Here is a 22088-nt window from a genome sequence, read left to right on the forward strand (position 1 = left end):
TGAAAAAAGCGAAGGCTCACATTAGCGGATGCCTTCGCTTTTTCTATGCGCTACGCTATGGATGGAAGCTTATCGGCTTGCCTCGTATGCAGCGATCTTATCTTCATACTGCAACGTAATTCCAATATCGTCGAGACCATTCAGCAGGCAGTAACGACGATAGGCGTCTACCTCGAACGGGTAGGAGAGACCTTCACTGTCACGAACAACTTGTTCTTGCAGATCGATGGTCAGCTGGTAGTTTGGCTTGTTTTCGGCACGGTTGAACAGCTCATCGACTTGCTCTTCACTCAACTTGATCGGCAGGATGCCGTTTTTGAAGCAGTTGTTGTAAAAAATGTCCGCAAAGGATGGAGCTATCACACAGCGGAAGCCATAATCAAGGAGTGCCCATGGCGCATGCTCACGAGAGGAGCCACAGCCAAAATTGTTGCGGGCAAGAAGGACAGTAGACTCCTTGTATGCAGGCGTATTCAGAATGAACGAATCGATGGGCGCACCATCGACAGTAAAGCGCCATTCATAGAACAGGAATTGACCAAAACCGCTGCGTTCAATGCGCTTCAAGAACTGCTTAGGGATAATTGCATCCGTATCTACGTTTACACGATCGAGTGGGGCTACCACTCCGGTGTGGATGACAAATGGATTCATTGGAAGACCTCCTTGCTAGCGTTCTCGTTTTTCCATTCACGAACATCTACGAAGTGACCTGCGATAGCTGCTGCTGCCGCCATTTCCGGGCTGACCAGATGTGTCCGTCCGCCGCGTCCTTGACGTCCTTCGAAGTTCCGGTTTGAGGTAGAAGCACAACGCTCACCCTCGGACAGGATATCCGGGTTCATTGCCAGACACATGGAGCAACCAGATTCGCGCCAGTCAAAGCCAGCTTCTTGAAAAATGAGGTGCAAGCCTTCTTGCTCAGCGAGCTGCTTAACTGCCTGAGAGCCAGGAACGACCATCGCGTGTACGGAAGGGGAGACCTTGCGTCCTTTTGCCACTTCGGCTGCCTTGCGCAAGTCTTCGATCCGACCGTTTGTACAGGAGCCGATAAAGACGCGATCGATTTTGATTTCGCTCATAGGAGTGCCAGGGGCAAGGTCCATGTACGCCAGAGCATCCTGGGCCGCTTTGCGCTGTGCGGCTGTCTCGAATGACTCAGGACTTGGAACAGTGCTCGTAATGTTCGTCCCCATACCAGGGCTCGTTCCCCATGTCACTTGCGGTGCGATCTCAGCTGCCTCGATTTCTACACAGGCATCAAACACAGCGCCTTCGTCCGTGCACAGCTCTTTCCAAGCCTCAACAGCTGCAAGGAAATCTTCCCCTTGCGGAACATAACGCTTGCCTTTCAGGTAATCAAACGTAGTCTGGTCAGGAGCGATTAAGCCAGCACGAGCGCCACCTTCAATCGTCATGTTGCATACCGTCATGCGTTCTTCCATGGTCAGGTTGCGGATCGCAGCACCTGTGTATTCTACGACGTAGCCAGTTGCAAAGTCAGTTCCGTATTTTGCGATAATCGCCAAAATTAAATCTTTTGCACTGACACCGAATGGCAGGTCGCCGTTTACGCGCACTTCCATCGTTTTTGGTTTGGATTGCTGCAAGCATTGTGTTGCGAGTACATGCTCCACCTCACTGGTACCAATACCGAAGGCGAGGGCACCAAATGCTCCGTGAGTGGAGGTGTGGCTATCACCGCAGACAATTGTTTTGCCTGGATGTGTGAGTCCGAGCTCAGGACCAATGACGTGGACGATCCCTTGATCCGGGCTATTCAGATCCGCGAGTGTAATCCCGAACTCCGCACAGTTCGCCGTCAAGGTTTCCATTTGTTGACGAGAAATTGGATCCTTGACATTAAAACGGTCAGCAGTCGGTACGTTGTGGTCCATGGTTGCGAAGGTAAGCTCTGGACGACGTACTTTGCGGCCAGCCAAGCGGAGTCCTTCAAAGGCTTGCGGCGAAGTCACCTCGTGAACCAGGTGCAGGTCGATATACAAAAGGCTCGGCTTGCCTGCCTCTTCGTGAATAACGTGATTGTCCCAAATCTTTTCAAACATCGTACGGGCTGTCATCATGTTTTCCTCCTTCGTTCAAAAACTCTTAACAAGGTTGTAACATGGCAAAGAGAATAGTTCAAAGATATAATAATTATAAGAAGGATAGTTTTTGCCTATCGGGAGGTCTATATGGAGTTACGACAAATTCGTTATGTACTTGCTGTTGCGGAAGAACGCAGTTTCTCCCGTGCAGCCAATCGATTACATTTGGCCCAACCGTCGTTGAGTCAACAAATTGCGAAGCTGGAGAAAATACTCGGTGTCAGCTTGTTCCATCGCTTGCCGCAGCACGTAGAACTGACTGATGCGGGCCAACGCTTCATACAGGTGGCGCAAACGCTCGTCGACATGTCAGAGGGGCTAGAGAGGGAAATGCGCGCTTATGCCGTAGGTGAAAGTGGCAAATTGTTAGTCGGAAGTTTACCGATCACAGGGGCGTACGTGCTTCCAAGGGTGTTGCCTACGTTTACACAGCAATTTCCAGGTGTCGAGCTGCAATTGATGGAGGAAACGTCGAGTCATTTGGAGCAGCTACTTGTGCGGGGGAAAATTGATGTCAGCCTACTAACCATGCCCATTAGTGATCCGTCTCTGGAAATCATCCCCGCAATCAACGAAGAAATCTTTTTGGCGGTACCAGCCAATCATCCGCTCGCGAAACGAAAAGAAGTCGATCTCGCGGAGGTAGCCGATCAGCCTTTTATCCTGTTAAAAGAGGGGCAAGGCTTCCGCACGATCTCGCTTCGGCTCTGTGAGCAGGCGGGATTCCGACCGCGAATCGTGTTTGAGAGCTCAAACATCCAGACGGCTCAGTCACTTGTTGCAGCAGGCATGGGGTTGTCGTTTGCACCGAAAATGATTACACTCGCACCCGGAACGATCGAACCGCCAACTTATGTTCGGATAAAAACAAAACCTTCACGCACACTCGTCGTGGCGTATCGTAAGGACAAACCGCTGTCACGCCCGGCTGAAGCGTTTGTACGATGTCTCATTGAGCAGGGTGGAAAAATATAAAGGCAAACAAGAAACCCAGTCGCCGCAGTCATTTGCGAACACTGGGTTTTTCATCTTGCGGTTTTGTATCTTGAACAAGTTCGGAAAAGACGACGAGCCTTTGAGCGTGTTCCTGTGTTTTCTTGTTAAATTTGCCGGAGCAGGTAATCAAATTCAGATGGGAGCTCTCAGCCTTCCCAAAAATCTGATCGATGGGGGCCTCGGCTGTCTGGAAGCTATCTACTTTGCGAACCTGGAAGGTTAGCGTCCTTCCTTTTGCTTCACGCACTCTGATTTTGTCGCCGGGCTTTAGTTTTTTCAGATGGTAAAAAACAGCTGGACCCGTATAATGATCAAAATGGCCGGCGATCACTGCATTCCCCTTCATCCCGGGCTTTGTCCATGGCGCCAAAATACCGACGCGATCAAAAGCCTTTGGGACGTCCATTTGCCCATTCGGTAAAACGCCAACCGGTTCTACACGAGTTTGAAGGTTCAGTTTTGGAATATGTAGAAGGGTTGGCATGATTCCGTCTGGAAGAGGAGGGGCAGGAAGGAACGTCGGTTGAGGGGGCAGCGAGGGACCATAAACGGTAACCGTTTGTTTGATATGAATGGGCCCTGCTGGTTTTTGTATGGTACTTGCAATTTTTGGAGCTTCGACAGGTTCTTTAGTTGTATGGCCGCAACCAATTGTAACCAAACTAATGAATAGTAGGGACCCGAGCAGTTTTTTCATAGGCTGCAAAGAAAAGGGGGAAGCTCCCCCTTTAATTGCTTGCTCCACCCATACCGGTTTTCGGCATAGCCTTGATATGCACTTTGCCTTTATGTGCCTTGGTTTTCATATGGTGAGCTTTGGTCTTCATATGATGCGCTTTTGTTTGTACCTTGTGGTGTTTCTTGTGACCGTCATGAGTCTCAGCAGATACAGGAATTGCAGTAGTTACCAAGCATGCAACCATCAACAAAGCAGCGAATTTCTTCATGAGTAGCACCTTCCTTAAAAATTATTGGCTTACAACCACTAGGATTTCCGTTTGCTCGTTTGTTAGTGATGGCAATTGTTTCTCCTAAACGTCCCAAACAGCCCACACCTGTGGTACACTATTTCCAAATCATTCTGGGAGGAAGATAACATGAGAGAAATTAAGACAGAAGCTGAGTTCGAGCAAGTAATCGCAGCAACCAAGCCAGTCATCGTCAAATTCTTCACGGATTGGTGCCCAGATTGTCATCGGATTGATCCATTCATGCCTGCCGTGGAGGAAAAATACAAAGAACAGCTGGATATGATCGAAGTCAACCGGGATACTCTCCCGGACCTGTCCGAAAAGTACGATGTCTTCGGGATTCCAAGCTTTATTGCGTTCCATAATGGAAAAGAACTGGTTCGCTTCGTAAGCAAGCTCGGAAAGAGTCGTGAGGAGATCGAGCATTTCCTGGACCGTGCTATTCAAGTCAGTAAAGGTCTCGAGCAAGCATAATTGCATGAACATCGAACAGGGAGATAGACAGAAATGTTATTCATGAAAAAAGAAGGGGAATGGCTCGTTGCTCATTTACGAGACAATGACGATGCTATCCCGATTGGGAACCTGCTGCGCGAAGTGTGGAAGCTGCCTCGCAAGCAGGTCCATCTTTTATTCCAAAACAAAGAAGTGCTGCTGGACGGTGCACCTGTTGCTCAGCATGTTGCTGGAAAAGCAGGGCAGGAAATTCGCCTGCGGATGTGCAAGCCTGAGCCATTGGGGCTCGATCCGGCCAGTGAAGCACCGGAGATCTTGTACGAGGATGATCATTTGCTCATCGTGAATAAGCCGGTTGGCCTTCTGTTGCATCCGACCGAACGCTATCATCATGTGACGTTGGATCATCTTGTGTCGGGGCACTTTTTCCGTACGGGTTTGGAGGCAAAGGTCCGTCATGTCCATCGACTGGATCAAGATACGTCAGGCGTCGTCCTGTACGCGAAGCATGCGTGGGCCTCTGCACTTTTAGATGAAATGCTGCGTGAACGCACAATCAAGCGTACATACGTCGCGTATGTTTCGGGGCGAATGCCCAAAGAGCGCGGAAAAATTAATGAACCGATCGGGAAAGATCGGAACCATGGGACCCGCAGAAGGGTCACACCTAACGGCGACCCAGCGATTACCCATTATCAGGTGAAAGAACGTTTTCAAACAGCTACGAAAGTAGAATGTCAATTAGAGACCGGGAGAACCCATCAAATTCGCGTTCACTTCAGTCATATTGGGCACCCGCTTTTAGGGGATGAACTGTATGGTGGCAAGTGTGAACTCATTAAACGACAAGCGCTCCACGCAGCAGTGCTCAAATTTGTGCATCCATTCGGAGGAGAAGTCATCGAAGTCACGGCTCCGTTGCCACTCGATCTGTTTCATTTGGAAAAGAAGCTGAGATAATCGCCATTTGACGACGGACTGAATAAACTGCCAAGGAGGAAACGAGAGAGGGTGGTCTTTTGAAACGACCCATAATCGGCATCTTGACTTGGCGGGAAGGCAAACGTTTTGCAGAGCCAACCTATTTTCGGCGACTGCTCAAGGCTGGACAAGAACTGGGCTGTACCGTTTTCCTGTTTTCACCAAACGATGTACTTGGAGCCGGCAAACAGGTGAGAGGGTATGTCCCGGGGAAGAGTGGCGGCTGGCAAGCAAGGATATTTGACCGTCCAGACGCTGTTTTCGACCGATACCGCTATACACCGACACAATCGTTTAAGAACTATGTGGCCTTTCGGCGGACGAGTAATTTTTTGTACGCAAACAATCGCTTGGCAAACAAATGGCGTGTACATGAGGTGCTACATCGGGACCCCAGAATGCATCGGTGGCTTCCGGAGACGCACCTGTACAACCGACACAGCTTGGCCAACATGCTAGGCAAGCATCCATTGCTCTACGTAAAGCCACTCAATGGAACAGGGGGACGAAACATCCTGTCCATTGAAAAGCGTGGCGACGAACTTCGACTGCTCGGCCGGAACAAGCAAAGGGCGAAAGTGTCCACAGTAGTAAAAGACAAAGCCGCTGCCCAGAGATGGGTAGATCGTTGGACGAGACAGGAGAAATACATCGTTCAGCAAGGGCTTCGTTTGCAGTTGGTTCCTTCGCGGGCAGTAGACATGCGTCTCTTGATTCAAAAGAATGGGCAGGGAGAATGGAGCATTACAGGCCATGGGATTCGCGTAGGTCCAGAGCGCAGTGCCACCTCTAATCTGCATGGCGGCGGAAAAGCGATTCCTGTATCGGTATTTCTCCGACCGAGGTTTGGGGAGGAACGTACCGCGCAGATCGTGCATGATTGCGAGCAGCTCGCTTTTCAAACAGCGGAAACCCTCGAGGATCATTTTGGACGGATGGTTGAATTTGGACTAGATATTGGCATCGATGTAGAGGGGCGCGCGTGGCTGATCGAAGTGAATCCCAAACCAGCTCGGGAAATTTTCCGGGAGATGGGGGCAATGGAGCAGTACAAGGATGCCATTACTCGCCCGCTTGAATACGCCATCTACCTAGCCAAAACACAGGGACGCGAAGGTCGCGAGCCACTGTTGAAGAGAAAAGTCGCCAGGGGATAGTGTGAAAAAAGAACAGCGGCAGCCAGGGACAATGTCTGAAGCCAGTCCTCGCCTGCCGCTGTATTGCTAGGTGGAGATGGAAAGTGGTAATTGCAATTTGCTCGGGATGTCAGGGGCGAAATCGGGGGTATGAATAACAGAAAAAGAGTATCCTTCCCGGACGAATGTAAGCTCATGAGCATCCGAATGGAAGAGGACGTTACTTTTTTCAAAGCGCCTCCGCACCTTTTGCAGGAACGTTTGGTCAGGCGTTCCAAAAGTCACGTGCATTTTTGGTGGTAGCGCTTTCATCGCGATGGGAATCCAAGGCCTTTTTTTCCATGTGGCTACGATATGTGCCGTTCCCCCGATGACGAAGTTAAAAATTTCGCCATCCTCGTAAGTTTTCAGGCTTAGATTCGATTTTAGCCATTGCGTAAAAACAGGCACACTTTCTACGGGACAGCCCACTTCCCGTAAATACAAAATGTGCAGGGGAGTGGATGGCATAATGACCTTTTCTGACACATAGTCGTGGGCAATAATCTCAAGAAGATTCCCGTCTCCATCGCGGAAATACAGGTTCATCCGTCCTTTTTCCTGATCAATGTCATGCCCATCCTCCCATCGAACAATCAACAGACCAGATTCTCTGATCTTTTTCGCTGATTCATGAAAAAGGGTATAAGGCACTTGAAAAGTAATATGGGCGGGGGAGATTGGTTCATACACTTCATCAAAGGTTAAACGAAAATCGGGTGTGACTTGAAACGTAATCTGTTTGTCTGATTGAGACAAAATTGGAAAACCGAGACGGTCTGCGTAAACCTGGTGAACTCCTTGGATGGACACCGTTCGTAAGGTTAATTTAGAAAAGTGCGTAATCACCTGCCATCACCTTTTCCTATAAAAAGATAACATAATATAAATTATGTATACTCATTCGGTTCACACTGTTGCTAGACAATCTTCTCAAATATCTTGGGAGAGGCGAACCATATCTATCACCTGAATCCCGTTTTCGTAAATCTCTTCTTCATAATGCCGCAAGAAAAAGTCCCGATCGATCCAATTCATGCGAAATCCACACTTTTGATACAGGGCGAGCTGACTCACACTAGAATTCCCTGTTCCGACCTCGATTGTCTTATAACCGAGAGATTTGGCTACTGCTATGGAATGAAGAACGAGCTTTTTGCCAATGCCCTTGCCATGATAGGCTTCATCGACTGCAACATTCACGAGTTCAATCGTATCCGGTCTGGTTGGTATCAAGACGTAGACACCTACGATGCTCTCCTCCAGAACAGCGACATAGCAATGACCTCTTTGTAAATAATCCTCCACCAATCTGACAGAGGGGTCAGCCAATAAGAGTAAATCCATTGGTGGTTGTTCCTGTGCTGCAAGCTTGCGAATTTCCATCCGTGTTTCTCCTCCGATTCAAGTTGTTACTGGCTTTTGCAATGGAGCTGTTTCGTAGTTGACAACCAGGTTCTTTTCGTACGTAAAGATATGCCGACAAGGTTCAGCATCTTCCAACATGTATGGTAAAAATATGGGAAGGTTTTCTGGGACGCCAGCATTGTCAGGGTCCAAGATCCACGCTAGCTCTTTCCAGTCAAGGATGCCTTCTTCCACTACCTGTGGAGTTTGAGAGCGCTCGTAGTCTTCCGGAAGATGAGCGAGAAATGCATACATACCGCCTGTTTCAACTCCATCGACCAGCCAAGAGACAATTCCTTTGTAGCAAGCGGTTTCTAGTAAAATGCCCGTCTCTTCCCGAACCTCGCGAAGGACACTGTCCAGTGGAGTCTCTCCGTGCTCCAGCTTACCGCCTACGCCATTCCAAAGCCCCATTAACGGTGATTTGTTGCGATTCAGCATGAGTATTCCATTTCTATGTTTGAGAAAGCATATGGTATAGCGATACATGTTATCCCTTTCCTTTTTGTTGCAGTCGACTTCTTTAACACGACCATTGTATCAAATGAGTGCAATCATCAGTTATTTTTATTTGGTTTTCCAAAAGAAGTTTTGTAATATTTCGTTATAATAACAAAGAAGAGTGGAAGGATGAATAGGGGGTTCGTTCAAGATGGGAAACAATGAAAAGGTAGAAGGGCTAACAATAGAGGAGTGGAAAATGAAATATCCGCTTCTCCATAACATGATGGAGACAGAAGAAGTTTTCTGGACGAACCCATGCTATGATGAGATCGCAAAAGCAACACTCTCCGTTTCGCCAGAGGAAGTCCAGGATGCAGAAGAACGCTTGCGGCGTTTTGGCTCGTTCATTCAAGTGGCTTTTCCCGAGACGAAAGAATCTGGCGGACTAATCGAGTCTCCACTTGTACCGATTAAAGAGATGCAAAAGTACCTGGAGTCTCGTTTTGCATTGAATATACAGGGGAATCTCTGGTTAAAATGCGACAGCCATTTGCCTATTGCAGGGTCGATCAAAGCGCGTGGCGGTATCTACGAGGTGCTGGCACATGCAGAAGAATTGGCTCAAAAGCACCAGATGCTGCAACCGGACAATGATTATGCTATTTTGGCCTCGGAAGCGTTCCGCGAACTATTTTCCCGTTATTCCATTGCAGTAGGCTCGACAGGAAATCTCGGTTTGAGCATCGGGATCATCAGCGCAAAGCTCGGTTTTCAAGTCACCGTACACATGTCAGCAGACGCTAAAGTATGGAAAAAGGAATTGCTGCGGGCAAAAGGGGTCCATGTAGTTGAATACGCATCGGATTATGGGAAAGCGGTGGAAGAGGGCAGAAAGCAGGCGGAGGCCGATCCGAATTGTTATTTCATCGATGATGAGAACTCCAAGCGTCTATTCCTCGGCTATGCGGTAGCAGCCGGACGATTAAAGAAACAGGTAGAGGAGCAGCAGATTACAGTTGATAGCGATCACCCGCTGTTTGTCTACCTGCCGTGTGGGGTAGGGGGAGGTCCTGGCGGTGTGGCGTACGGATTGAAGCTTATCTACGGAGACAATGTTCATTGCTTTTTTGCGGAACCTACTCATTCTCCCTGCATGCTACTAGGTTTAATGACAGGACTGCATGACAAAGTTTCCGTTCAAGACTTTGGAATCGATAACAAGACAGAGGCGGATGGTCTGGCTGTTGGGCGTCCTTCTCGATTTGTAGGAAAAATGATGGAGGACTTGCTGAGTGGCGTGTTTACAGTGGACGACGAAGAGCTATATGCTTTGTTGCGTGCCTTGCGCGATCACGAGTCCATTCGATTGGAGCCGTCCGCATTGGCTGGAATGCCAGGACCTGTTCGATTGTTTCAGGAGACAGGACGTCATTATTTGGCAAAGCAAGGTCTAATGGAAAAAATGAAAAAAGCGACCCACATCGTATGGGCGACGGGTGGGAGTATGGTGCCTGGTAATATTCAAGAAGAATATTATGCGAAAGCTCTGGGTGAGAATGGAAAAAGATAACACGTTGCTTGTGAATACATAATATTTATTATGTCAACTCGATTCTATTTTCACATTCTTGCCTTATTCATAAGCATCGAAATGTTGCAGAAAGCCCGGAGCACTTCTCCGGGCTGTTGCTCATTCATTTCAAAGTCTTCTGGGTCTTGAAAATAATAAACGTTGGTCTTCTTACTTCTGAAATCTGATGCGGTTGCAAGCGGAGTCCTTCTGACGTGCAGGTTGGCTCGATGATCTCTTGCAGGGTAAGTCCGGCTCGGATTAACGTATTGACGGCAGTGGACATGGAGCGGTGGTAAAAAAGGGCCTTTCTGCCGTTCATCATGTACATTTCACGTTCTCCATCTTCCAGGTAGTTGTCCAAGGGCCAGAAATGCTTCTGTCCTTCTTCGTCGCGTACCCAGCCCTCGACCTTTTTGCGAGCGGTAATATGCGGATGGAGGGTAGAGTAAACGAAATGTCCTCCGTTGCGCAAGGCGCGGCTTACTTTGTTGATCACGTGCTCATAGTCACGAACGTAGTCCATGACGAGAGAGCTCGTTATTAGATCGTAGTCATGATCAGCAAGCGCAATGTCCTCCAGGGACCCATGCAGATATCGAATGTTTCTATGACTGTTATTCGTTTGCGCATACTCCAGCATATTGTGGGAGAGATCAACACCAATCACTTCACGTGCTCCTTGCTCCACACAGTACCTGGCAAACTGTCCGCCACCACACCCGAGGTCGAGTACACGCAATCCTTTTAGGGAGGGGAGGCATCCGCGAAAGGCAGGCTGTTCGATAATGTCATTCTCCGATTGACCGGACAGACGCAGTTTTTGATAGTCCTGATAAAAATCCGGTTGATCGTACAGATTTTGTTTCATCCTCTATCACCCGTTTCCAATTTTTCTCGGATTCCCTATTATGGATAAAGGATGATCATGATGTCAATTATTCGTTTAAAACGATTGAAAATGAGAGCAGGAGTTTGCTTTTTTTACGAGAATTAGTGAGAGACAACCCATTTTCGCGATTCCGTCCGCTTTGCTGTGACGGTTTTTTTCTGTAAGAAGATTTGGTTTCGGTATTTTTGGGCGAGACTGAAATCGAAGGAGGGATAGACGTGGACCAAATACTTCAACTGATCAAAGATTACTGGCCGATTGCGCTAGGTATCATAATCATCATCATGGCTGCCCAATGGGTGGTGCGAAGTATCATTCGAATCATTTCGCTTGCAGCTATTATTGGTGTTGTGCTCGTGTTGTTTTTCCAATTCAGTCCTGAAGAAGTGATCCAAATGGGACGCCAGGCAGCCGTAGCGACACAGGAAGTCGTCGATAAGACGATTACTCCGGTATTGGACAAAGAGCTTAAGGATGCGGATATTTCTTTCAAGGAAGATGGCACCTATGAAGTGAAGACAACGAGTATTCGTATCGTAGGGAAAAAAGGCGAATCCAAAGCGACTGTTTATTACAAGGATGAGGAATGGGAAGTAAATATCGGTCAATTGAGCAAGCTGTTCCAGGACCGACTCGGTAAAGCGGAGCAAGAAAGCAAGACCATGTAGAAAAAGAAAAACGCATGGGGCCAAAAAGGTCTCATGCGTTTTTTGCTGGATAGGAGAGTATTTCCTTTACACGGTAGTCATACTCGGCGCTACACGCAGTCGAGTTGCTTGCTCATAAGCGTAGGCCAGGCGAAGAAGAGTAGGTTCCTGGAATGCCAAGCCAGTCAGCATGATGCCAAATGGTTTGCCAGCGGAAGTATAGCCAGCCGGAACCGTAATCGAAGGGTAACCAGCTTTGGCCGGGATAGCATAACCAGTACTGCCCGGGTACAAAAGGGCATCGAGTTTGTGCTCTTTCATGACTGCATCAAGGCCTTGTTTCTGTGACATTTCCAAATCGAACAGGCGATTAGCGAGATATTCAGGCTCTGTCAACGTACCACTTGTTTGCTCGGATTCTTCCAGCAGCTCTTGCCCATATAGCAGTGCTTGTTCCTCATGTGCCCGATTAAAAGTGATGACATCCTGTAAGGAGCGAATCGGGTAGGAGGCGGGTAAGGTTTTTAAGTATGCATTTACCCCAACCTTGAATTCATGTACGAGAACATGGATGTCCCAGTTGGCATTTTCTGTAGGAATGGTAACCGAATCTATGACAGTTGCACCAGCCTCTTTGAGCTTTTCTATAGCTGCTTCGTACAAGGCCATTTCTTCTTCTTCACACTCAGCCAAAAAACTGGAGCGTACAACGCCGATGCGCGCCCCCCGCAATCCATCTGCATCGAGGAAGGGGAGGTAATCGGGATGACTTAGACCTTCGCTTTTTCCAGTTACCGGATCATTTACATCGATACCAGTAAGCGCGCCAAGCAAAATAGCTGCATCTGTCACGGTTCTCGCCATGGGTCCGGCTGTGTCTTGGCTATGTGAAATCGGGATGATACCCGAACGGCTAATTAAGCCAACAGTAGGCTTGATTCCCACAAGAGAATTGTGCTCGGCTGGGTGGAGAATCGACCCGGAAGTCTCTGTGCCGACTGCCACAACGGCAAAACCTGCGGCAATCGCAGCAGCTGAACCGGAGCTAGACCCGCCTACATCGAGTACGCCAGGGCCGTATGGGTTCAACACTTGTCCACCGCGAGAGCTGTAGCCATCGGGCATATTATAGGAGACAAAGTTAGCCCATTCCGTTAGATTTGTTTTTCCTAAAATAACGGCGCCCGCCTCTCGGAGCTTTGTCACAACAAATGCATCCGCTGAGGCAAACGAATCAGCCAAAGCTAGGGCTCCAGCTGTCGTGTGCATCTTGTCAGAGGTCGCAATGTTATCCTTGATCAGTACAGGGATTCCATGAAGCGGTCCGCGACTGCCTGACACCGCTCGTTCCCGATCCAGTGACTCTGCGATCGCCAGTGCATCTGGATTTAGCTCACAAATGGCATTGATTCGGATGTCTTGTTTGTTGTAGGTGGCAATCCGCTGTAAAAAGGCGAGGGTAAGTTCCCGGGAAGTCGTGGTTCCAGCTGTCATTGCAGCTTGCCATTCGAGTATGCTCGTTTCATGAATCTCTGACATAATGTATCCCCTTTTACGAATGATTTGATTTTTATTATAGTACCAAATTCAGGTAAAGGGAAAGAGAGGGGAGTGTGAGCCTTTTGCCAATAAAAAAACAAGCTGACTCTACGAGAGAATCAGCTTGTCTGTGTTCGTACTATGCGTTTGATCCAGTGGCTTGCAGCTTCGCATTTTCTTCCGCTTCTACATAACGGTTGCGAGGGTGCTCACGGCATTCATCGGAGCAAGAACGCTTGAATTTTGTCTCGCATTCTGTGCAGCAGAAGTGCTGTTTGTTACAGAATGGGTTGGCGCAGTTTACATAGCGGTCTTCCACAGTCCCGCAGTAATGGCAACGGCCAATGACGACGTCTTCTTCTGTATGGTTGATCGGTACAGAGATGCGCTCGTCAAACACGTAGCATTTTCCATCCCACAGGCGTCCTTGGACCTCTGGATCTTTTCCATATGTGACAATTCCGCCCTCAAGGTGGTAAACATTTTCAAAACCTTGTTGCAGCAATATACCTGTCAACTTTTCGCAACGAATACCGCCTGTGCAGTAGGTGAGGACTTTTTTATCCTTGAATTGGCTCATGTTTTCACGAATCCACTCAGGGAACTCACGGGATGAATCCACTTCTGGGCGAATCGCACCACGGAAATGTCCCAAATCGTATTCGTAGTAGTTGCGACCGTCAAGGATCACGACGTCCTCTTCCTGCATCATTTCATACCATTCTTTTGGTTTCAGATAGGTGCCGACTAATTTATTCGGATCAACATCCTCTTCCAAACGCCAGGTTACAAGCTCTTTTTTCGGTCGCACAAACATTTTTTTGAACGCATGTTCTTCCGATTCATCTATTTTAAACCACATATCACTAAAACGTGGATCTTTTCGCACATATTCCATGTAGGCGTCGGTTTGCTCGATCGTCCCGGATACGGTTCCATTAATGCCTTCCGGAGCTACGATAATCCGCCCTTTCAGCCCGTTATCCTTGCAAAATTGCAGGTGCTCGGCTGCGTACTCCTCATAATTTTCAATAGGAGTATACTTGTAATACAACAAAATGCGATATGGTTTTTGTACTTGCAAGGTACAATTCCACCTTTCTTTTCAATTGTGATTTTAGATGCAACGGTGATTATACCACATTCCATTGTTAAAAGCGCTGAAAAAGAAAGGGATTTGTGAGGTTTTTATGAAATTCGGTGCTTCTTGCTGGAAGTGGATGCATCCTGTACACTATGAATGGTATTCAGCCGACAGGCTATAGAGGAGAGACGATTACATGAACATGACAAATGAGCGCCTGGTCACACAGGTGAAAATTAAAAAGCTCCACCAAGACGCCGTGATCCCAGCGTACGCGAGAGCAATGGACGCGGGCTTTGATCTGGTCGCGGTAGAGGATACATTGATTGCCCCAGGGCAATCTGCAAAGGTTCCAACAGGCTTGGCTTTCGCGCTTCCAGAAGGATTTGAATTGCAAGTGCGCCCTCGCTCCGGGATTAGTGCAAAAACAAAGCTGCGGTTGTCCAATGCACCAGGGACTGTTGATGCAGGCTATCGCGGTGAAGTATGCGTCCTGATCGATAACATTCGGATCGCATCCGGAAAAAGTGGCAAGGTATGTCTGGGCGCGGGCGAAAACGAAGTAACCGTTGAACAAGAAGTCGATGCACATAGCTACTTGATCAAAAAAGGGGACCGGATCGCACAGGGTGTGATTGCAATCGTTCCAGTTGCGCAGTTCGAAGTAGTGGATGAGCTGGATGAGACGGAAAGAGGAGCGGGCGGCTTCGGAAGCAGTGGTATCAAGAGCTAATTCTATCGAGTAAAAATACAAGACCCCTGATCATCAGCCGTGTCAATGGACTTGAGCTGATGCGTCAGGGGTCATTGTTTTAATCAAGTCCTCATCCTTTGGCGGATAAAAACTGGTCAATTCTCGATAGGTCGTCAGCCGTCAGTGAACGACCATCCGCTTTGACGAATACGCAAGGTCCATAGACCCAGTCTAAAAAACCATCGGACGTGATGGGGAAATTGTTCGCTTCCACTCCGCGAGCATCTTCATTCACGACGAGGGAGATTCCCTCCAGATGGTCATCTTCCACTACCTCATAGTCACCACCCACCAGCTCCTGCAATTCATCCGTCCCATCGATTTCTCGGACAACTGCATTTTCATGCGGAAGTTTTATGTACACCGTAGTCAAGCGCAATCACTCCTTCTGACACCCATCATACCGTATAAACAATGAATTGGGCGATAGGGGAGCGGATGCCTGCTGGTGTGTTGGTTATCCTATGGTTGAGAATTGAAGAAACGACTGTATTGATACTTTCAGCTTGAGGGGACATGCTGATGATATTCGTGACCGGAAAACTGTATTGGCCAGAAACATTGCCAGCGCCACCCCTATATCCCGCGCTGACCGAGGACGTGAAGTGTGATGTTCTGATCATTGGTGGCGGTGAAGCAGGAGCACTCGTTTCCTATTATTTGAAACAGCATGATATGGATGTCATCCTCGTGGATAAACGGCGGGTGAGTGGGGGCAGCAGCAGCGCTAATACCGGTTTGCTGCAAATATGCAACGATAAAACGTTGACAGCCTGCATCCATTCGTTCGGTGAGAAAAAAGGAGTGCGTTTTTACGAACTAACACGACAGGCTGTTGATGAATTGGAAAAAATCTCAGGGCAGCTAAACCAATCTCCCGATTACATAAGGCGTGACAGCTTGTATTATGCCAGTGAATCAGCTCATGCAAAGAGCTTGCGGACAGAGTTCCAGTTATTGAAGAAGTACGGCTTTCCAGTCACGTATTTGGAGCGTTCAGATATAGAGCAGCGATTCTCCTTTTCGAAGGCAGGGGCTATTTTGTCCAAGGGAGATGCAGAGCTCAATCCGTACAAATTTGCCAACGGTGTGATCGCCCACTCTGTGAAAAAAGGGATGCGCGTATATGAAAACACGGAAGTCGTGCATCAAAAAGTGCAGGATGGAGGACTTTTGGTCTATACAAAAAGTGGGCACACAATCAAGTGCAGGCGTGCCGTGTTTGCTACTGGCTACGAAGCACAAAACATGAAACGCAATGCCAACGCTGTGATTTCCAGCTCGTTTTCCATCGTGACCAATCAAGTCGAAGAGCTTACGGGTTGGCCGCATGCCTGTTTAATCTGGGAAACAGCTCGTCCCTATTTGTATATCCGTACTTGTTTGGAAGGGAGAATCATTGTCGGAGGACTTGATGAGCCGTTGAGAGACTTGCAAAAGAGAGAGGCCTCCAGTCTCAAGAAGCGGGATCAATTGCTGGCAAAGATTCAAGAGTTATTTCCACAGATTCCGATGCGAGCCGAATATTATTGGGGAGCGACTTTTGTTGGAACACATGACGGACTCCCGCTGTTTGGGGAGCAGGAGGGCTATCCGCATTGCTTGTTCACACTAGGTTACGGAGGGAACGGAACCGTTTATTCCACGATCGGCGCGCAAATCATCAGTGATCTAATTACAAAAGGAAGCCATGCGGACGCAGATCTCTTTGCTTTTGACCGGGGGAAATATGCCAGTGCCACAGTCTGATCGAAACAAGCTTTCCCAATTTAAACGGGAAGGCTTGTTTTTTTGAATAGGCCATGTTAAATCCTGATGTTGATTTTTACGATAAGAAAACCGCCTCGTTGAAGAGGCGGCTTATTTAGCTATCGTATATTTCAGTTAATTTAAACGTCGCTTATTTATTGCCGAGTTGTTCCGCCAATCCAATTAGAAGTCCATCTTTTCCACGAATGTAGCAGAGCCGATAGGAGTCCTCGTACTGAACCACTTCGCCAACGAGCTGAGCACCATACTTGGTGAGTCTGGATACCATTTCGTCAATGTCTTCAACAGCGAACATGACGCGTAGATAACCGAGGGCATTTACTGGAGCAGTTCGGTGATCTGATATGGTAGGTGGGGTGAGAAATTGAGAAAGTTCAAGTCGGCTGTGGCCATCTGGGGTAACCATCATAGCAATCTCTACACACTGTGAACCCAGCCCGGTTACGCGACCAGCCCATTCACCTTCGACAGTAGCTCGCCCTTCGAGCTTCAAGCCGATCTCCTCGAAGAAAGAGATTGATTCATCAAGGGATTCTACAACGATGCCAACATTGTCCATTCTTAACAATTTGTTTTTTGCCATAGTTTTATCTCCTTATGTGAACAAATTTTTAACATCTGAGCAGAAAGCCGAAGTTTGTCACTCGTGTCGGTCACAGAAAACAGACATGATATCACCAACATATTTTTCTTATTCGATGCTGTATCCTCATATTCCTTGCTGTCAAAGTACCGAAACCAAGCCAAATAATGTTGCAATATCCACTTTTTTAAGCGGCTGTGGTAGCTGTTTGCGTTTTGGATATGGTACACGGTGCTGCTCACCCTCATTACAGAAAGATAATTCGTTTCTATCCACTATCAACAACAATGCTTAACATAGCCTTTTGAAAAAATCAGAACGGGCGGGCCCAAATTTGCTGGATAGGCGAATAACATTTGAACGTGGCCTACCTGCCTAGCATAGGGTAGATGGAAATATCGTTGACAGGAATGAAAAGGCAGGTATAATTTCAATAACAGAGTATTCCGAGTAAATTACTATAGATTAAAAGAGGAGTGAAGGTGAGCTGTATGAAAACCACGAAAGGCAAGGTCCAGACGATCCTGAAACGCGTAGGTATCGTTGTTATGGCGGCTGCAATGGCTGGCTGCTCGGCTGCTGCACCAGCAGAAACTGGTAGTGGAGCGGGGAGCAGCAATTCTATGGTAGAGCTGCTCAATGTTTCCTACGATCCTACGCGGGAGTTTTACCAAGATATCAACAAGGAGTTTGCCTCAGAGTGGCAACAAAAGACAGGTCAAACAGTGACGATCAAGCAATCACATGGTGGTTCAGGCAAGCAATCCCGTTCCGTCATTGATGGATTAGAAGCAGATGTAGTTACCCTCGCCCTTGCCTATGATATTGACGCGATTGCCGAACGCGGTCTGATTCCGGCTGACTGGCAAAAGAAGCTCTCAGACAACAGCTCGCCTTATACTTCCACGATTGTGTTTCTCGTGCGCAAAGGCAATCCCAAGCAAATCAAAGATTGGGATGATTTGATCAAGCCTGGAATCTCCGTAATCACTCCGAACCCGAAAACGTCTGGGGGAGCCAGATGGAATTACTTGGCTGCCTGGGGTTACGCCTTGAAGACAAATGGGGGAGATGAAGCGAAGGCACAAGAATTCGTAGCACAATTGTTTAAAAATGTCCCCGTTCTCGATTCTGGGGCACGTGGTTCGACTACTACGTTTGTCGAGCGTGGCATTGGGGATGTGCTGATTGCATGGGAAAACGAAGCGTATCTCGCGGTCAATGAGCTTGGGAAAGACAAGTTTGAGATTGTAAATCCGTCCGTGAGCATTTTGGCTGAACCGCCTGTCACCCTCGTTGACAAATACGCTGACAAACACAAGACAAAAGAAGTAGCAGAAGCATACCTTCAGTTCCTGTATACCAAAAAAGGCCAAGAGCTCGCAGCCAAGCATTACTATCGCCCTCGTTCGCAGGAAGTACTCAAGGCACATAAACCCGCATTCCCTGACATTCAATTGTTTACCATTGATGAGTTGTTTGGTGGCTGGACGAAAGCACAAAAGACTCATTTTGCAGATCAAGGCGTCTTCGATCAACTTTATAAACCATAGACCTACACTTTCCTCAGAGGAGTTACCTTCATGAGAAAATCACTCCACAACAGAGGGTTTCTGCCAGGCTTTGGCATGACCATGGGCTATACAATCATCTACCTGAGTCTTCTGGTGCTGATCCCTCTGTCTGTCTTGTTTTTAAAAGCCTCAACGATGAGTTGGGAGCAATTCATAGGGACGATTATGGATACGAGGGTCCTTGCCTCCATTCGTGTGAGTATTATGACTTCTTTTTTTGCGGCTTGTCTTAATGCAGTGTTCGGGGTTTTGGTGGCATGGGTGTTGGTTCGCTATCAGTTTATGGGGAAGCGGATCATAGACGGCATTGTTGACCTGCCATTTGCTTTACCTACCGCTGTAGGCGGGATTGCCCTGACTTCTATTTACGCTGAAAATGGCTGGATTGGGCAGTACCTGGCGGAGTGGGGGATCAAGGTAGCGTACACCCCGATGGGTATATGGGTGGCACTAACATTTATCGGTCTTCCTTTTGTCGTCAGAACCGTTCAGCCTGTTTTGCAGGATTGGGATTTGCAAATGGAGGAAGCGGCGGCTACGTTGGGTGCTACTCGATGGAATACATTTTGGCGGGTGGTTTTGCCGCATCTGTTACCGGCGATCATTACGGGTTTTGCGCTCGCCTTTGCCAGAGCATTGGGGGAGTATGGCTCCGTCGTGTTCATCTCCGGGAACATGCCGTTAAAAACAGAGATTGTACCCCTCTTGATTATGACCAAGCTGGAGCAGTTTGATTATGCAGGAGCTACGGCAATTGCAACTATCATGCTTGTGATTTCCTTCGTCATGCTTTTGATCATCAACTACTTGCAATGGAAAATCAATAAATTCGATGCGGCCCGTTAGGAGGTATGACGTATGAAGCATTTAACGGAGCCAGCCTATATCCGATGGACACTGATTATCGTGGCCTTGCTCTTTCTCGGCTTGTTTTTGATCCTGCCGCTGGTAGCTGTTTTTACTGAAGCGTTTCGGCAAGGGGCGGAGGTGTTCGTAGCATCCATTACAGAGGAGGAAACGTTATCTGCAGTCAAGCTCACCTTGCTAGTCGCAGCCATTAGCGTACCGCTGAATGTGACGTTCGGTATCGCTGCTGCATGGGCAATCGCCAAATTTTCGTTCCCGGGGAAAAATGTGTTGCTTACGTTGATAGACTTGCCATTTGCCGTATCTCCAGTCATTGCGGGCCTTATCTTTGTCCTCTTGTTTGGGAGTCAAGGTGTGGCGGCGCCCTTGCTTGAGGCTTGGGATTTCAAAATCATTTTCGCGGTTCCAGGTATCGTGCTCGCGACGACCTTTGTTACGTTCCCGTTCGTTGCTCGTGAACTGATTCCGGTCATGGAAGCACAGGGAAGAGATGAGGAGGAAGCAGCAGTTTCGCTCGGGGCGAGCGGCTGGAAAACATTTTTACGTGTCACGCTGCCAAACGTAAAATGGGGGCTCCTGTACGGGGTCATTTTGTGTAATGCCCGCGCCATGGGTGAATTCGGGGCAGTATCCGTCGTTTCTGGTCATATCCGCGGCATGACCAATACGCTCCCGTTGCATGTGGAGATTCTCTACAACGAATATCAATTCGCTGCTGCCTTTGCGGTAGCCACCTTGCTTGCTGCCTTAGCCTTAGTGACACTTATTCTGAAAAGCTTGATCGAGTGGAAAACCGAGCGGCAGGCAAAGCTGGATGAGGAACAACACTACGACGTGACAGGAGAGAGAGCCGGATGAGTATTGAGGTAGTGAACATTACGAAGTCATATAAAAGCTTTACGGCACTGAAAAATGTAAATCTGCACATCCCGGAAGGCGAACTCGTAGCGCTTCTCGGGCCTTCCGGATCGGGAAAGACGACTCTTTTGCGTCTCATCGCTGGACTGGAGCAACCGCAGGAGGGGAGCATTCTCTTTCACGGAGAAGATAATACGAACCGTGACGTGCGCGAGCGGCAGGTAGGGTTTGTTTTTCAGCATTACGCCTTGTTTCGGCATATGAACATCTTTGACAACATCGCGTTTGGATTGTCCGTGCGCTCCCGCAAAACACGACCGAGCAAGGAGGAAATCAGTGAAAAGGTTCATTCGCTGTTAAAACTCGTTCAGCTAGAAGGTCTTGCACATCGCTATCCCTCACAGCTATCAGGTGGGCAGCGCCAGCGTGTTGCATTGGCGAGGGCGTTGGCAGTGGAACCAAAATTTTTGCTGCTGGATGAACCGTTTGGCGCTTTGGATACGAAAGTGAGACAGGAGCTGCGTCGCTGGCTCCGTCATCTGCACGGGAAGCTTGGGTTAACGATTTTATTCGTCACACACGATCAGGAGGAAGCGATGGAATTGGCGGATCAGGTTGTTGTGATGAATGAAGGGCGAGTGGAGCAGGTCGGTTCGCCCGAAGAAATTTATCATTATCCGGCGAATCCATTCGTGTACAGCTTTCTCGGGCGGGTCAATCTGTTTCACGGACGAATCCAAAATGGCAAAATCAAGCTCGGAGAAGCAGAGTTCGAGACGGATTGGAAGGATAAGGCGGTGGAGGCTCCCGCTGTCGGATACATGCGGCCACATGATGTAGAGATTTCATTGCGCGCGCCAGAGGGGAAGTCTGCCAGATCTGTTCAGGCTGAGATCAACCATATTTCTCTCTTGGGGCCGATCGTTCGCCTTGACCTGAAGCGATTGGACACGGAGGAAGTATTTGAGGCAGAGATGAGCAGGCAGCGCTTTATGGAGTTGAACGTAGAAGAGGAGAGCATTGTATACGTGACGTTGCACAATGTATCGATCTATGTAGATTCCCAACCTGTACAGACACAACGCCCTGCCCTCGTTCCGTTGCAGGCCAGTGTTTGATCCAAGCATGGCAAATAAACCGGTCTGCATATGCCGCAGGCCGGTTTTTGATTGGAGGCACTCGCTACTCGCCGCGTTGCTTGGAGCGTGTCTGTTCTTTGCTAAGTGTGTTGGAAGACCGTGTTTGCGAAGGGTTTTCTTTCTTTCCCATCTCATTTTTTACACCATTTTGCTTGGACATATCGTAAGCCTCCTTCCCACTGGATTGCCATGGTAGTTTTCCCTGCCAAAGTCCATTTCATGAATCAAGTATTTTTTGCTGTGCGCCAAATCGTTTATCTTTTGCAAAATGAG

General features: G+C 48.2%; 24 protein-coding genes and 1 pseudogene. 12 read left to right on the top strand and 13 right to left on the bottom strand.

The genetic code is table 11. The features are described 5' to 3' along the window. Positions 1 to 69: 69 nt before the first annotated feature. Both leuD and leuC read right to left on the bottom strand, forming a co-directional pair. Positions 70 to 654 carry a 3-isopropylmalate dehydratase small subunit gene (leuD, locus tag FO446_RS13205; protein WP_173609455.1) on the bottom strand — a complete coding sequence of 195 codons (585 nt, stop codon included), beginning with the start codon at positions 652 to 654 and terminating at the stop codon, positions 70 to 72. Next, positions 651 to 2081 carry a 3-isopropylmalate dehydratase large subunit gene (leuC, locus tag FO446_RS13210; protein ID WP_173609828.1) on the bottom strand — a complete coding sequence of 477 codons (1431 nt, stop codon included), beginning with the start codon at positions 2079 to 2081 and terminating at the stop codon, positions 651 to 653. Before leuC ends, leuD begins: the two co-directional genes overlap by 4 nt. 114 nt (positions 2082 to 2195) lie before the next feature. On the opposite strand from leuC, the gene FO446_RS13215 reads away from it, so the two are divergent. Continuing rightward, the gene (locus tag FO446_RS13215) at positions 2196 to 3083 is read left to right on the top strand and encodes a LysR family transcriptional regulator (protein ID WP_173609454.1); all 888 of its coding nucleotides are present in this window, start codon (positions 2196 to 2198) and stop codon (positions 3081 to 3083) included. Positions 3084 to 3111: 28 nt separating this feature from the next. Here FO446_RS13215 and FO446_RS13220 read toward each other — a convergent pair whose 3' ends face one another. Both FO446_RS13220 and FO446_RS13225 read right to left on the bottom strand, forming a co-directional pair. Beyond that, positions 3112 to 3801, bottom strand: a complete 690-nt coding sequence (locus FO446_RS13220; RefSeq protein ID WP_232773257.1) for a class F sortase — start codon at positions 3799 to 3801, stop codon at positions 3112 to 3114. Positions 3802 to 3832: 31 nt separating this feature from the next. After that, positions 3833 to 4051 (bottom strand): hypothetical protein, encoded by a 219-nt coding sequence (locus FO446_RS13225; protein ID WP_173609453.1) that lies wholly within the window; start codon positions 4049 to 4051, stop codon positions 3833 to 3835. A 150-nt stretch (positions 4052 to 4201) separates the two neighbouring features. Here FO446_RS13225 and FO446_RS13230 point away from each other — a divergent pair, with 150 nt between their 5' ends. Genes FO446_RS13230 through FO446_RS13240 form a run of 3 tightly spaced genes read left to right on the top strand, consistent with a single transcriptional unit; the run spans position 4202 to position 6669 of the window. Then, positions 4202 to 4549 (top strand): thioredoxin family protein, encoded by a 348-nt coding sequence (locus tag FO446_RS13230; protein WP_173609452.1) that lies wholly within the window; start codon positions 4202 to 4204, stop codon positions 4547 to 4549. Positions 4550 to 4582: 33 nt separating this feature from the next. Further along, the gene (locus FO446_RS13235; RefSeq protein WP_221867081.1) at positions 4583 to 5491 is read left to right on the top strand and encodes an RluA family pseudouridine synthase; all 909 of its coding nucleotides are present in this window, start codon (positions 4583 to 4585) and stop codon (positions 5489 to 5491) included. 59 nt (positions 5492 to 5550) lie between these two features. After that, the gene (locus FO446_RS13240) at positions 5551 to 6669 is read left to right on the top strand and encodes a YheC/YheD family endospore coat-associated protein (RefSeq protein WP_173609450.1); all 1119 of its coding nucleotides are present in this window, start codon (positions 5551 to 5553) and stop codon (positions 6667 to 6669) included. 66 nt (positions 6670 to 6735) lie between these two features. Here the strand turns inward: FO446_RS13240 and FO446_RS13245 are convergent, their stop codons facing one another. The 3 genes from FO446_RS13245 to FO446_RS13255 form a co-directional block, all read right to left on the bottom strand. Further along, positions 6736 to 7536 carry a VOC family protein gene (locus tag FO446_RS13245; RefSeq protein ID WP_173609449.1) on the bottom strand — a complete coding sequence of 267 codons (801 nt, stop codon included), beginning with the start codon at positions 7534 to 7536 and terminating at the stop codon, positions 6736 to 6738. Between the two features lie 84 nt (positions 7537 to 7620). Next, entirely contained in the window at positions 7621 to 8073 is a 453-nt protein-coding gene (locus FO446_RS13250) for a GNAT family N-acetyltransferase (protein ID WP_173609448.1), read from the bottom strand. An 18-nt stretch (positions 8074 to 8091) separates the two neighbouring features. After that, positions 8092 to 8583: an NUDIX hydrolase gene (locus FO446_RS13255; protein ID WP_173609447.1), complete on the bottom strand. Its 492-nt coding sequence runs from the start codon at positions 8581 to 8583 to the stop codon at positions 8092 to 8094. Between the two features lie 163 nt (positions 8584 to 8746). On the opposite strand from FO446_RS13255, the gene FO446_RS13260 reads away from it, so the two are divergent. Further along, positions 8747 to 10108, top strand: a complete 1362-nt coding sequence (locus tag FO446_RS13260) for a D-serine ammonia-lyase (RefSeq protein WP_173609446.1) — start codon at positions 8747 to 8749, stop codon at positions 10106 to 10108. Between the two features lie 124 nt (positions 10109 to 10232). Here the strand turns inward: FO446_RS13260 and FO446_RS13265 are convergent, their stop codons facing one another. Next, a complete protein-coding gene (locus FO446_RS13265; RefSeq protein WP_173609445.1) occupies positions 10233 to 10979 on the bottom strand; it encodes a class I SAM-dependent methyltransferase in 747 nt (248 codons plus the stop codon). 239 nt (positions 10980 to 11218) lie between these two features. Between FO446_RS13265 and FO446_RS13270 the strand changes: the two genes are divergently transcribed. Then, a complete protein-coding gene (locus tag FO446_RS13270) occupies positions 11219 to 11668 on the top strand; it encodes a hypothetical protein (protein ID WP_017248186.1) in 450 nt (149 codons plus the stop codon). A 66-nt stretch (positions 11669 to 11734) separates the two neighbouring features. Here FO446_RS13270 and FO446_RS13275 read toward each other — a convergent pair whose 3' ends face one another. Together FO446_RS13275 and FO446_RS13280 are read right to left on the bottom strand one after the other, a co-directional pair. Continuing rightward, complete coding sequence (locus FO446_RS13275; protein ID WP_173609444.1) at positions 11735 to 13186, bottom strand: amidase family protein; 1452 nt, start codon at positions 13184 to 13186, stop codon at positions 11735 to 11737. Positions 13187 to 13325: 139 nt separating this feature from the next. Further along, positions 13326 to 14270, bottom strand: a complete 945-nt coding sequence (locus tag FO446_RS13280; RefSeq protein WP_173609443.1) for an oxygen-dependent tRNA uridine(34) hydroxylase TrhO — start codon at positions 14268 to 14270, stop codon at positions 13326 to 13328. A gap of 196 nt (positions 14271 to 14466) precedes the next feature. On the opposite strand from FO446_RS13280, the gene dut reads away from it, so the two are divergent. After that, positions 14467 to 15003 carry a dUTP diphosphatase gene (gene dut, locus FO446_RS13285; protein ID WP_173609442.1) on the top strand — a complete coding sequence of 179 codons (537 nt, stop codon included), beginning with the start codon at positions 14467 to 14469 and terminating at the stop codon, positions 15001 to 15003. 91 nt (positions 15004 to 15094) lie between these two features. On the opposite strand, the gene FO446_RS13290 is transcribed toward dut, so the two are convergent. Next, complete coding sequence (locus FO446_RS13290; protein WP_229088217.1) at positions 15095 to 15388, bottom strand: DUF3846 domain-containing protein; 294 nt, start codon at positions 15386 to 15388, stop codon at positions 15095 to 15097. Positions 15389 to 15546: 158 nt separating this feature from the next. Between FO446_RS13290 and FO446_RS13295 the strand changes: the two genes are divergently transcribed. Beyond that, on the top strand, positions 15547 to 16773 hold the full coding sequence (locus FO446_RS13295; RefSeq protein WP_237900819.1) for an NAD(P)/FAD-dependent oxidoreductase: 1227 nt from the start codon (positions 15547 to 15549) through the stop codon (positions 16771 to 16773). A 151-nt stretch (positions 16774 to 16924) separates the two neighbouring features. On the opposite strand, the gene FO446_RS13300 is transcribed toward FO446_RS13295, so the two are convergent. Both FO446_RS13300 and FO446_RS13305 read right to left on the bottom strand, forming a co-directional pair. After that, complete coding sequence (locus FO446_RS13300) at positions 16925 to 17377, bottom strand: VOC family protein (protein ID WP_221867075.1); 453 nt, start codon at positions 17375 to 17377, stop codon at positions 16925 to 16927. A 94-nt stretch (positions 17378 to 17471) separates the two neighbouring features. Then, positions 17472 to 17607 (bottom strand): annotated as a pseudogene (locus FO446_RS13305) (IS1595 family transposase); the annotation flags it as partial. A 261-nt stretch (positions 17608 to 17868) separates the two neighbouring features. Between FO446_RS13305 and FO446_RS13310 the strand changes: the two are divergent. Genes FO446_RS13310 through FO446_RS13325 form a run of 4 tightly spaced genes read left to right on the top strand, consistent with a single transcriptional unit; the run spans position 17869 to position 21794 of the window. Beyond that, positions 17869 to 18930, top strand: a complete 1062-nt coding sequence (locus FO446_RS13310) for a sulfate ABC transporter substrate-binding protein (protein ID WP_173609438.1) — start codon at positions 17869 to 17871, stop codon at positions 18928 to 18930. 30 nt (positions 18931 to 18960) lie between these two features. Then, positions 18961 to 19797 carry a sulfate ABC transporter permease subunit CysT gene (gene cysT / locus FO446_RS13315; RefSeq protein ID WP_173609437.1) on the top strand — a complete coding sequence of 279 codons (837 nt, stop codon included), beginning with the start codon at positions 18961 to 18963 and terminating at the stop codon, positions 19795 to 19797. Between the two features lie 12 nt (positions 19798 to 19809). Further along, the gene (cysW, locus tag FO446_RS13320) at positions 19810 to 20676 is read left to right on the top strand and encodes a sulfate ABC transporter permease subunit CysW (RefSeq protein WP_173609436.1); all 867 of its coding nucleotides are present in this window, start codon (positions 19810 to 19812) and stop codon (positions 20674 to 20676) included. Further along, complete coding sequence (locus tag FO446_RS13325) at positions 20673 to 21794, top strand: sulfate/molybdate ABC transporter ATP-binding protein (protein WP_173609435.1); 1122 nt, start codon at positions 20673 to 20675, stop codon at positions 21792 to 21794. Before cysW ends, FO446_RS13325 begins: the two co-directional genes overlap by 4 nt. Positions 21795 to 22088: the final 294 nt, after the last annotated feature.

The sequence above is a fragment of the Brevibacillus brevis genome (assembly GCF_022026395.1).
GTDB lineage: Bacteria > Bacillota > Bacilli > Brevibacillales > Brevibacillaceae > Brevibacillus.

Coding starts and splice junctions, on each gene's coding strand:
- FO446_RS13325 (WP_173609435.1), top strand. CDS start 20,673: ATGAGTATTGAGGTAGTGAACATTACGAAGTCATATAAAAGCTTTACG.
- FO446_RS13300 (WP_221867075.1), bottom strand. CDS start 17,377: ATGGCAAAAAACAAATTGTTAAGAATGGACAATGTTGGCATCGTTGTA.
- FO446_RS13225 (WP_173609453.1), bottom strand. CDS start 4,051: ATGAAGAAATTCGCTGCTTTGTTGATGGTTGCATGCTTGGTAACTACT.
- FO446_RS13275 (WP_173609444.1), bottom strand. CDS start 13,186: ATGTCAGAGATTCATGAAACGAGCATACTCGAATGGCAAGCTGCAATG.
- FO446_RS13260 (WP_173609446.1), top strand. CDS start 8,747: ATGGGAAACAATGAAAAGGTAGAAGGGCTAACAATAGAGGAGTGGAAA.
- FO446_RS13235 (WP_221867081.1), top strand. CDS start 4,583: ATGTTATTCATGAAAAAAGAAGGGGAATGGCTCGTTGCTCATTTACGA.
- FO446_RS13255 (WP_173609447.1), bottom strand. CDS start 8,583: ATGTATCGCTATACCATATGCTTTCTCAAACATAGAAATGGAATACTC.
- FO446_RS13310 (WP_173609438.1), top strand. CDS start 17,869: ATGAAAACCACGAAAGGCAAGGTCCAGACGATCCTGAAACGCGTAGGT.
- FO446_RS13215 (WP_173609454.1), top strand. CDS start 2,196: ATGGAGTTACGACAAATTCGTTATGTACTTGCTGTTGCGGAAGAACGC.
- dut (WP_173609442.1), top strand. CDS start 14,467: ATGAACATGACAAATGAGCGCCTGGTCACACAGGTGAAAATTAAAAAG.
- FO446_RS13220 (WP_232773257.1), bottom strand. CDS start 3,801: ATGAAAAAACTGCTCGGGTCCCTACTATTCATTAGTTTGGTTACAATT.
- cysT (WP_173609437.1), top strand. CDS start 18,961: ATGAGAAAATCACTCCACAACAGAGGGTTTCTGCCAGGCTTTGGCATG.
- FO446_RS13250 (WP_173609448.1), bottom strand. CDS start 8,073: ATGGAAATTCGCAAGCTTGCAGCACAGGAACAACCACCAATGGATTTA.
- leuC (WP_173609828.1), bottom strand. CDS start 2,081: ATGACAGCCCGTACGATGTTTGAAAAGATTTGGGACAATCACGTTATT.
- FO446_RS13265 (WP_173609445.1), bottom strand. CDS start 10,979: ATGAAACAAAATCTGTACGATCAACCGGATTTTTATCAGGACTATCAA.
- leuD (WP_173609455.1), bottom strand. CDS start 654: ATGAATCCATTTGTCATCCACACCGGAGTGGTAGCCCCACTCGATCGT.
- FO446_RS13230 (WP_173609452.1), top strand. CDS start 4,202: ATGAGAGAAATTAAGACAGAAGCTGAGTTCGAGCAAGTAATCGCAGCA.
- FO446_RS13295 (WP_237900819.1), top strand. CDS start 15,547: ATGATATTCGTGACCGGAAAACTGTATTGGCCAGAAACATTGCCAGCG.
- cysW (WP_173609436.1), top strand. CDS start 19,810: ATGAAGCATTTAACGGAGCCAGCCTATATCCGATGGACACTGATTATC.